Genomic DNA, 9,416 nt, shown 5'->3' on the forward strand with positions numbered 1-9,416 from the left:
AGAAAAATCAGACGCCTGAATAAGAAATATTACATGACCTGTCACTCAGTTTTTTCTGATTCGTGCCCCAGCTCAAGCATCAGCCCACTCAAGCGCTTGACCTTGCGCCTTACCGCTTCTTCAAACACGCCGCCACGCGGTTCGATCAGGCTGAACCAGCGCTTGGCCCGGGTGATGCCGGTGTAGATCAGTTCTTTGGTGAGCACCGGGTTGAGCGCATCCGGCAGGATCAATGCCGTGTGGATGAACTCCGATCCCTGGGATTTATGCACGGTCATCGCGTACACGGTTTCCACATCATTCAGGCGGCTGGGCAGCACAAAACGCACGCCGCCCTGGCCATCGTTACGTGGGAAGGCGACACGCAGTACCTGCGGGCCGCCATCGCTTTCGGGCAATTTGAGGGCGATGCCGATGTCGCCGTTCATCAAGCCCAGGCCGTAATCGTTGCGGGTCATGAGCACCGGGCGGCCTTCGTACCATTGCTCGTCGCCCTCGACCAGCCGCACCTTGCGCAAGGCTGCGGTGATGCGCAGATTCAGGCCTTCCACACCCCAAGGGCCTTTGCGTACCGCGCAGAGCAGTTGGAAGGCATCGAAGGCTTGCAGCAGTTGTTGCGCCCAACGGGTCCAGGCGGGGGCTTCGCGTGGGGTGTCGGGAGATGGACGCGCGCTTTGCAGCAGGTTGAGGTAGTAGCGATAACCTTGGGCGCCGTCGCTGCCCTGCCCGTCCAGGACCAGGCGCTCGAGGGCGTGGTCGTGCTCGCCCTTCAGGCTGACGCAGAACAGGTCACTGTGGCTGCGTGCCGTCAGCAGCTTACGGGCTTCTTCAGCATTTTGCTGGTTGACCCAACGCGCCAGTTGGCCGATGCCACTGCCTTCGCCGAAACGGCGTGAGTAACGCAGCATCACCACTTGCTGGGCCAGGGGATGACTGCCGTCGAGGTCTGCCTGCAGGCCACTGGTGCTGAGGTCTTCGCCACTGACGGCTTGCAGCCATTGGCGGGTCTCGGCGCTGTAGAAGCCGGCTTCCGCGTCGCGGCACAAATCACCGAGCACGGCACCCGCTTCTACCGAAGCGAGTTGGTCCTTGTCGCCCAGTAGCACAAGCCGTGCATGGGGCGGCAAGGCGTCGAGCAGGTTGGCCATCATTTCCAGGTCAATCATCGAGGCTTCGTCCACCACCAGCACATCCAAGGGCAATGGGTTGCCGATGTGATGACGGAAATGCCGCGTGCCCGGGCGACTGCCGAGCAAGCGGTGGACAGTGGTGACCTGAGTCGGGATCTTTTCCTTCACGTTGTCCGGCACTTTCAGCGACAGCACTTGCTGGCTGATGGACTCGGTGAGGCGTGCAGCGGCCTTGCCGGTGGGCGCAGCCAGGCGAATGCGCAATGGGCTGCCGGTTTCCACCGCCGGCGCCTGCAACAGCGCGAGCAGGCGCACCACGGTGGTGGTCTTACCGGTGCCGGGGCCGCCGGTGACGATGCTGAATGCTCCGCGAGTGGCCAGGGCGCAGGCGAGCTTTTGCCAATCGATCACGCCGTCAGGCGGCGGCTGGTCGAACAGGCTGTCAAGGCGCTGCGACAAATCGGCGGCGACGCTTTCCTGGGTGGCGAGCCGCAGGCGCAAGGCGGTGTCGATACGTCGCTCGTAGGTCCAGTAGCGGCGCAGGTACAGGCGTTTGCCGGACAGGACCAATGGGCGACTCTGGGCGGCTTCGCTGCCATCAACTGCCAACGCGACCAGATGGCTGGCGGCCAGCGTGTGGCACCAGTGGGCGCCGTCGAGGCCGTCGAGCAACTGCGACGGCAGCAGCATGGCGCCGGTTTGCAGGTCGCCTTCAGGCGGCAACGACAGGGCGAAGTCCGGGGCTTTGAGCGTTTCGAACAGGTCGAGGCAGACGTGGCCATGGCCCAGTTGATGGCTGGTCAGCGCAGCGGCCAGCAGCACCAGCGGGTCAGCGTGCGGATCAAGTTCGTGCAGGAAGCCGACGAAGGCTTTGTCCAGGGCGCGCAACCAACCGCGATCCACCCAACGCTCCAGCAGTTGCACCAGGTCAGTGGCACGGCTGAGAGGCATCAGGTCCTCGAGCGGTAACGGCGACAGGCTCATAGCAGCACTCCTTGTTCCCAGGCGGGCTCAACCTTGGGCGGGAGGGTCTTGCCCTGGAACAGCAGGTCCAGGCCTTCGATCAGTTCCCGTGGTGGCCGGGTGAAATACGCGCCCTGGCTCACGGACTGGGTGCCGCGCAGGAATAGGTAAAGCGCACCGCCGACATGGCGGTCGTAGTCGTAGTCCGGCAGGCGCGCCTTGAGTTGGCGGTGCAGGGCCAGCAGGTAAAGTACGTATTGCAGGTCGTACCGATGCTCGAGGATCGACTGTTCCATGGCGTCCTGTGTATAGGCCGAATCGTCGGGGCCGAGCCAGTTGGATTTGTAGTCGGCCACGTAATAGCGGCCGTCATGTTCGAACGTCAAATCGATAAAGCCCTTGAACATACCGTTGAGCAACACGGGTTCGGCGGCGACGCGGGAAACGCCGTTGTGGGTGTACTGGCACACCAGTTTGTCGAGGGCGAGTACGTCGACTTTATGGCTGGCGAACCAGAACTCCATTTCGATCTGGTAATGCTGCAGGCTTTTCAGGCTGACGTGATCGTTGTCCACAGGCAGCGCCGCTTGCAGCAAGTGGCCCAGCCAACTGCTGAGGGTGACGATCCAACCTTCCCAGTTGCGGCGATTGCAACGAGCCCCTACGGCTTTTTCGATAGCCTCGGGGGTGACGTTGAAGCCCTCCTCCCCCGCCCACTCCAGCAGACCGTGGAGAAAGGTCCCAGGGTTCGGACCGCGTGGGAACCGGTGAATGTCGCCGCCGGACGCCGCTAACTCGCGGGGTGCGTCGGGGTCGAGGCGTTCGTCATCGAACAGCTTTTGGGCTTGTGGGCTTTCCGGCGCTTCGAGACTGGCGGCACTCATGCTGTCGCCAATGCGCAAGGCGCTGTAGGAGGCGATCCACCAGTTTTCGGCCGCCTTGCGTTTGGGCAGCAAGGGCGCTCTAAGCCGGGCTTCGTCGCGCGGCGGGTGGAAGATGATGTCTTGCGCGTCGGGGACGTGGGCATAGTGGATTGCGGTGCAACCTTCTTGCAGATCCAACAACCAGCGCGCCAGACCCGTGGACTCTCCCAGCGATGCACCCGCGCCAAGCAAATAGCCCAACGCCGACAAGTGCAACACGGAGCTATTGCTGTTGCCACGCTTGAGGTCGGCGATGCCGAGCCAGCACGCATGTTTGGCACGGGTCAGGGCTACATAGAGCAGGCGCAGATCTTCGGCCAGGCGCTCGTTGTCGGCCTGGTCGATCAACTCGGCGGTCGGACGCAGACTGACCTGCGACTTGCCGTGTTCATCATGGTAGTGAAGGGGCAAACGGCTGCCATCGACTGGTTTGGCTGAGCAGATGAAAGGCAGGAAGACCAAGTCGTATTCCAGGCCCTTGGATTTGTGGATAGTCACCACCTTGACCAATTGTTCATCACTTTCCAGGCGCAGGATTTGTTCCTCACCCGCCTGGCCCGACAGCGCCAGGTGTTCGGCCAAGTGGCGGATCAGCGCCTGTTCGCCGTCCAGTTCCGATGCGGCCTGTTGCAGCAGTTCGCTGAGGTGCAGCAGGTTGGTCAGCACACGTTCGCCGTCACTGCGCGCGATCAGGGTTTGCGGCAGTTTAAAATCGTGGAGCAGGCGACGCAGCATTGGCAGCACACCTTGGGTGCGCCAGATCACGCGATAGCCACGGAACTGCATGACGCGGCTTTCCCATGCGAGTTCGTCCTGGTTCAGGCGCTCCAGTTCCGGAAGTGACAGGTTCAGGGTGACGCAAGCCAGGGCAGCGCGCAGCGGGCGCTCAACATCCGGCTCGGCGCAGGCCTTGAGCCAGGCCAGCAGGTCGTGGGCTTCCTGGGCGGCGAAGACCGAGTCTTTGTCGGACAGGTACACACTGCGCACGCCACGCGCAGCCAGTTCAGCCCGCACGGCTTGAGCTTCCTTGCCGTCGCGAACGAGGATGGCGATATCTGACGGAAGCACGCCGTTGAAGCTCGCGTCCGGTTGTAGGAAACCGGCTGTGCCTTGCTGTCCGCCGTTGAGCAATTCAACAATCTGCGTGGCACAGGCGGCAGCCAATTGCTGACGGTAAACCACGTTGGAAACCGGCTGTTCGGTGGGCAAATGCCAGAGGTTCATCGCCGGCAGCGTTTGGCCATTAACGTGCAATCGTTCCTTGCGGCCTTGGGACAGCACCGAGTGGAACGGCACCGGATTCTGACCATCCGGTTCGCGGAACAGGAACGCGCCACGGCCTTTTTCTGCGCGCTGGAACACGTGGTTCACTGCCTCGACCATCGCATGGCTGGAGCGGAAGTTGGTGCCCAGCGTGTGGTGGCGGCCGGTGGTGGACTGGCGGGCGCGCAAGTAAGTGTAAATGTCAGCGCCACGGAAGGCGTAGATCGCTTGCTTGGGGTCGCCGATCAGAAACAGGCCACTGTCGAGGTGGTTTTCTTCGATGCGGTAGATGCTGTCGAAGATGCTGTACTGCACCGGGTCGGTGTCCTGGAACTCGTCGATCAGGGCCACCGGGAATTGCTCGCGGATGACACTGGCAAGGCGTTCGCCGCCGTCAGCTTTCAGCGCGGCGTTGAGGCGGATGAGCATGTCGTCGAAGCCCATTTCGGCGCGGCGGCGTTTTTCTTCTTCGAAGCGTTGCCCCACCCAGCCGGCGGCGTGCTGCAACACAGCGGCCTCGGGGGTTGGCAACGCATCGAGGGCCGACTTGAGACCGGCCATGGCGTCGATGCCAGGATGCTGGGGCGGCTCGCCCTTCCAGGCTTCGGCCATACCGTCGGGCGTGAGGCGGGTGAAGCCAGTACCGATATCGAGTTGTTCGAGAGTGTCGTCAGCAGCCCAGGCGCCGATCTTTTCGAACCACGGCTCGAAATAACGCGCTTGCATCTTGCGGCCGTCGACGGCTTTGGCGGCCACGGCTTGCAGGCAGATATCGCGTAGCTCGGCGGCCCATTGTTGCCAGGGCGCCTTGATGGTTGTCAGCGCTTCGCGACGCTCTTGAAGGCAAGCCGTGATCAGTTCGGCAGGTTCGCGGGCGTCATCGGTGGGCCGTTCGCTGCCGAACAGCGCGCGCACCCGTGGCATCAACGCGGCGGGGCCACCCCAGTTGTTGCGCACCCAGTTGAGGGCGTCGTCGTGCATCGGGTAGCAAAACAAACGCCAGTAGTCGCGCAGCACCTCACCGAGCAGGTCGCTGTGGTCGGTTTCCAGGGTCTGGGTGAACAGGCTGCCGCTGTCGAAGGCGTGTTCGCGCAGCATGCGCTGGCACCAACTGTGGATGGTCGAGACGGCGGCTTCGTCCATCCATTGCGCGGCGATGTCCAGGCGGTTGGCACAGGCGGGCCACTGTTCGGGTGGGTACTCGTCGCGCAGATCAGCGATCAGGGCGTCAGGCTGTTCAATTTCTTCGCGGAAGAACCGCGCGGCCTCGGCAAGACGAATGCGGATGCGTTCGCGCAGCTCTTTGGTGGCGGCGTCAGTGAACGTCACTACCAGGATTTGCGGCGGCAACAGCTCGCGACCAAAACCGGAGTCGTCGCCACCGTGGCCGAGGACCAGACGCAGGTAAAGGGCGGAGATAGTGAACGTCTTGCCGGTACCGGCGCTGGCTTCAATCAGCTGGCTGCCCTTGAGCGGGAAGGCAAGGGCCAAAGGTTTGCGGGTCATGCGCCGGCCTCCTCACCTGTGAGTGAGCGCCATGGAGCGTTGATCAGGGGGCGATACAGGGTTTCGCACCAACCTTCGAATTCTTCGCTGGCGATGAGCGCGGCGTAGTCGGGGAATTGCCGGGTGAGCGCTGGGGTTTCGCGACGTTCGCCGTCGGAGGTCAGGGCGTCGCCTTCGTAGGCTTTACTGGCGGCCGCCTGGGCCTTGACGGGGTCGGTTTGACCGAGCCAGGCGAAGGCGGTTTTGACGGCCACGGGCAGCGGTTTGCTCATGCCTGTGTGCCAGGCGAGCAGCAGGTTGCCGAGGATTTCCTGTGCGATGGACTTATCCAGAGGCGGCAGGAGCAAGGTGTCGTCACTGGCCACCAAGCCGGTGCTTAAAGGCAGGCCGCAAGCGCAGGCAACCACGTGATTGACCCAAGGGCGAATGAGGCGATGCCACTTGCGTGTCTTGATCGAGCCAATGCTGTTGGGGATGGTGGTGACGCTTAGCAGGCCGCCATCACTGCGTCGATGCAGACCGCTGATCCAGCCTTCCAATTGAACACCTCGATACTCAAAACTGACAGGTTCTGCGCCAGTATGCCGGGTGGGCCAAAGGGCCAACAATTGTTGATAGCGTTGCAGCAGGTCGGGCAACGGCTCGATCAATTCGTTGCGCAGGCATTCGCCGAAACCGACCATAGGCAACAGGCCACTGCCTTGCAGTCGCAAGGCCTGGGCGTGTAGGGCCTGCTCGAGATGATCGGGTTCAGTGAGTGCGGCGTTCAGCAGGCTGTCGCTTAGACTGTAGCGTTGCAGTGCGTCGAGGACGAAGGGTTCTTCGTCGGCCAACGGCACTTCGGCGGCTTCGAAGAATACTTTCAGACGTTGGCTGAAGAAGTGTTTGACTGGGTTGCGTAGGAAGTCTTGTAACTGGCCGAGGCTCAGGGGCTCGTCCTGTTTGTGCGGTGCCAGGTCGTGTTCTGTTGGGGTGGCGTCGCAGGCTTCGTGGAGCAATTGCCATTCGCGGGCGTAGCTGAATAGCGCGTCGCCCTCATGGAAGTAGCGGGCGCTGAACGGTTGCAGTGGATGCTCTTGGGTCATGGCTTCGATAAGCGCTTCATCGCTGTTTGCGTGACGCCAGCCGCTGGCGAGATGGTCGCGTAGTTGGCCGATCAGTACCGAGGCAGGGCGGTCGCTGTTGTCGCGGATGCTGCGGCCCACCCAACTGATGTAAAGCTGGTCACGCGCTGAAAGCAGGGCTTCGAGCAGCAGGTACCGATCGTCTTCACGGCGTGAACGGTCGCCGGGGCGGTAATCACTGCCCATCAGGTCGAAGTCCAGCGGTGGTTGGGCGCGGGGGTAATCGCCGTCGTTCATGCCGAGCAGGCAAACGAGCTTGAACGGGATCGCACGCATGGGCATCAGGGTGCAGAAATTAACAGCCCCGGCGAGAAAGCGCTGGGACAGGCGCCCTTGGTCCAGGCCAGCCAGCCAGGCTTCACGGACTACGGTGAGAGGTAACTCGTCTTGTAGGCCCACGGACTCGCAGGTTTCCAGCCAGGTCTCTCGGAGTTGTTCGAGTTGGCCCAACAGGTAGTCGTCGTGTTCGCTGCTCGGTAGGAAGAACAGTTGCATCAGGCGTTGCAGGCGTTCGCCCCACGTCTGCGGAGGCGCGGGGTGCGACAGGGCTTGATGGGCGTCACTGAGTGCGTCGAGCAAGGCGACCAGCGGGCCGATCAGGGCGGCGTCGAGACCACCGATTTCGTCGTAGGGCTCGATGCCGTCCCACGCGGCGCCGGTGCCTACGGCGTAACCGAGCAACATGCGGCGCAGGCCGAAACGCCAACTGTTTTGTTCCAGTTCCGTGGGCAGGCCCAGGCCTGCGCGCTGTTCGGCGTTGAGGCCCCAGCGGATGCCGGCGCCTTCAATCCAGCGGTGCAGTGTGGGCAGGTCGCGTTCCTTGATGGCGAAGCGTTCGCGCAGGGCAGGAACGTCAAGCAGATCGAGGATTTCGCTGACAGGGAAGCGGCTGTCGGGGAGTTTCAGCAGATGTTCGACGGCGATCAGCAGAGGGTCGCGGCCGCGCTGGCCTTGGTCAGTCAGGGTGAACGGGATGAAGCGCGGGTCGTTGCGCTCAAGCTGGCCGAACACGGCGCGGATATGCGGCGCGTAACTGTCGACGTCGGGGACCATGACGATGATGTCCCTGGGACGCAGCGTGGGGTCGGCGCTAAAACGTTGGAGCAGTTGGTCGTGGAGGATTTCTACTTCGCGTTGAGCGCTGTGGGCGATGTGGAAGCGGATTGAGGTATCTCGCTCCAGATCGACGGCAGGCCATAGTTCGCGGGTTTCATTGAGTGGGCGCAGTTCGAGGATATCGTCCTGGAGCTGATTGAGCAGCGTGGTGGGATCGCTGTCACTGAATAGGTCGATACGACCATCGCGGAACGCTGCACGGTAGCTGTTGGGGTCATCGTAGCTGTCCAGCAAGCTGATGTAGTCACGGCCTTGTTTGCCCCAGGCAGCCAGTAGCGGGTGGGCGTGCTGGTGCAGGGTTTGTGGATCGATAGTGACCGGCATGCCGGATTTACGCGCTTGGCGTTTGTATTCGTTACGCAGCAGGTCTTTGTCGGCGACGATGTCGGACCAGTGATGGCGACACGGGTTGTGTACGCAAAGCAGGACTTGGCTGAATCGTGCGAGCCCGGCAAGGGCTTCCAGCGCCTGTGCTGGCAACGAGGAGATTCCGAAAACAATGACTCGGGATGGCAGCCCTGGTGGGGCGCTCTCGAGCGTATTGATGCGTTCGATGAAGCGTTGGTGGACGCCTGCACGGCTTTCGGCCATGCCTTCTTCACCGACATCCAACAGCAGTGCGCGCCACAGTTCGGCTTGCCAGCAGTTAGCAGGATTGAGCGGTTTGGCGTCGCCCCGGCCGTTACGCAGTTGGTGGCGGCCGGCAGCCCAGTCTTCCAGCCAGTCGGCGCGGTAGACCTGGTATTGGTCGAACAAGTCAGCCAGGCGCTCGGCGAGTTGGTAGCGTTTACGCAGGTCGGTGTCGTGGGTGAGGAAGCGCTGCAACGGTTCGAAGTGCGGCTGATCGATAAGCTCTGGGAGCAGGCGCATCAGGCGCCAGGTCAGGGGGGCCTTGTCCAGCAGGGACTTGGGCGGGATTTCGTCACGGCCAAGCACCATTCGGTAGAGCTGCCACATGAAGCTGCCGGGCAGTTGCACGTCAATTGCGGCAGCAATACCGCAGCCGCCCATGTCATCCTCTTCCGGATCTTCAGCCAGGGCCAACTTGAGCCATTGAGCGATGCCGTTGCTTTGCACCAGGGCGATTTCGTTTTCCAGGGGCGCCAGGGGGTAGCGTCGCATCCAGCTGACCACCAGGCTGCGCAGTTCATCCAGGCGATTGCCGTGAACCACCATGAATCCAGCGCTGAGGGACGTCGCATCCGGCATAACGGCTTCCTTGGGAAAAGCAAAATCGAGGGTGCGACTTTAGCACTGTGGACAGTTATTGGCGGAATTGGGATGTTAGATGTCTTTTCGACCGCCCAAAACAAAACCCCTGTTCGCGTTAGCAAACAGGGGTTTCGGAATTTAATCTTGACGATGACCTACTCTCACATGGGGAAACCCCA

3 protein-coding genes are annotated in these 9,416 nt (G+C 62.1%); all 3 read right to left on the minus strand.

Annotated elements, in window-relative coordinates; translation table 11 throughout:
• Positions 1-41: 41 nt before the first annotated feature.
• The 3 genes from recD to recC are packed head-to-tail and all read right to left on the minus strand — an operon-like array spanning position 42 to position 9,234.
• The gene (gene recD, locus JBO08_RS19135; RefSeq protein ID WP_220074426.1) at positions 42-2,114 is read right to left on the minus strand and encodes an exodeoxyribonuclease V subunit alpha; all 2,073 of its coding nucleotides are present in this window, start codon (positions 2,112-2,114) and stop codon (positions 42-44) included.
• Positions 2,111-5,785: an exodeoxyribonuclease V subunit beta gene (gene recB, locus JBO08_RS19140; protein ID WP_220074427.1), complete on the minus strand. Its 3,675-nt coding sequence runs from the start codon at positions 5,783-5,785 to the stop codon at positions 2,111-2,113. Before recB ends, recD begins: the two co-directional genes overlap by 4 nt.
• Positions 5,782-9,234, minus strand: coding sequence for an exodeoxyribonuclease V subunit gamma (recC, locus tag JBO08_RS19145; RefSeq protein ID WP_065874649.1), 3,453 nt, complete (start codon positions 9,232-9,234; stop codon positions 5,782-5,784). Before recC ends, recB begins: the two co-directional genes overlap by 4 nt.
• Positions 9,235-9,416 lie beyond the last annotated feature (182 nt).

It is taken from the genome of Pseudomonas sp. LAP_36 (assembly GCF_019456785.1).
GTDB classification, from domain to species: Bacteria; Pseudomonadota; Gammaproteobacteria; order Pseudomonadales; family Pseudomonadaceae; genus Aquipseudomonas; species Aquipseudomonas tritici.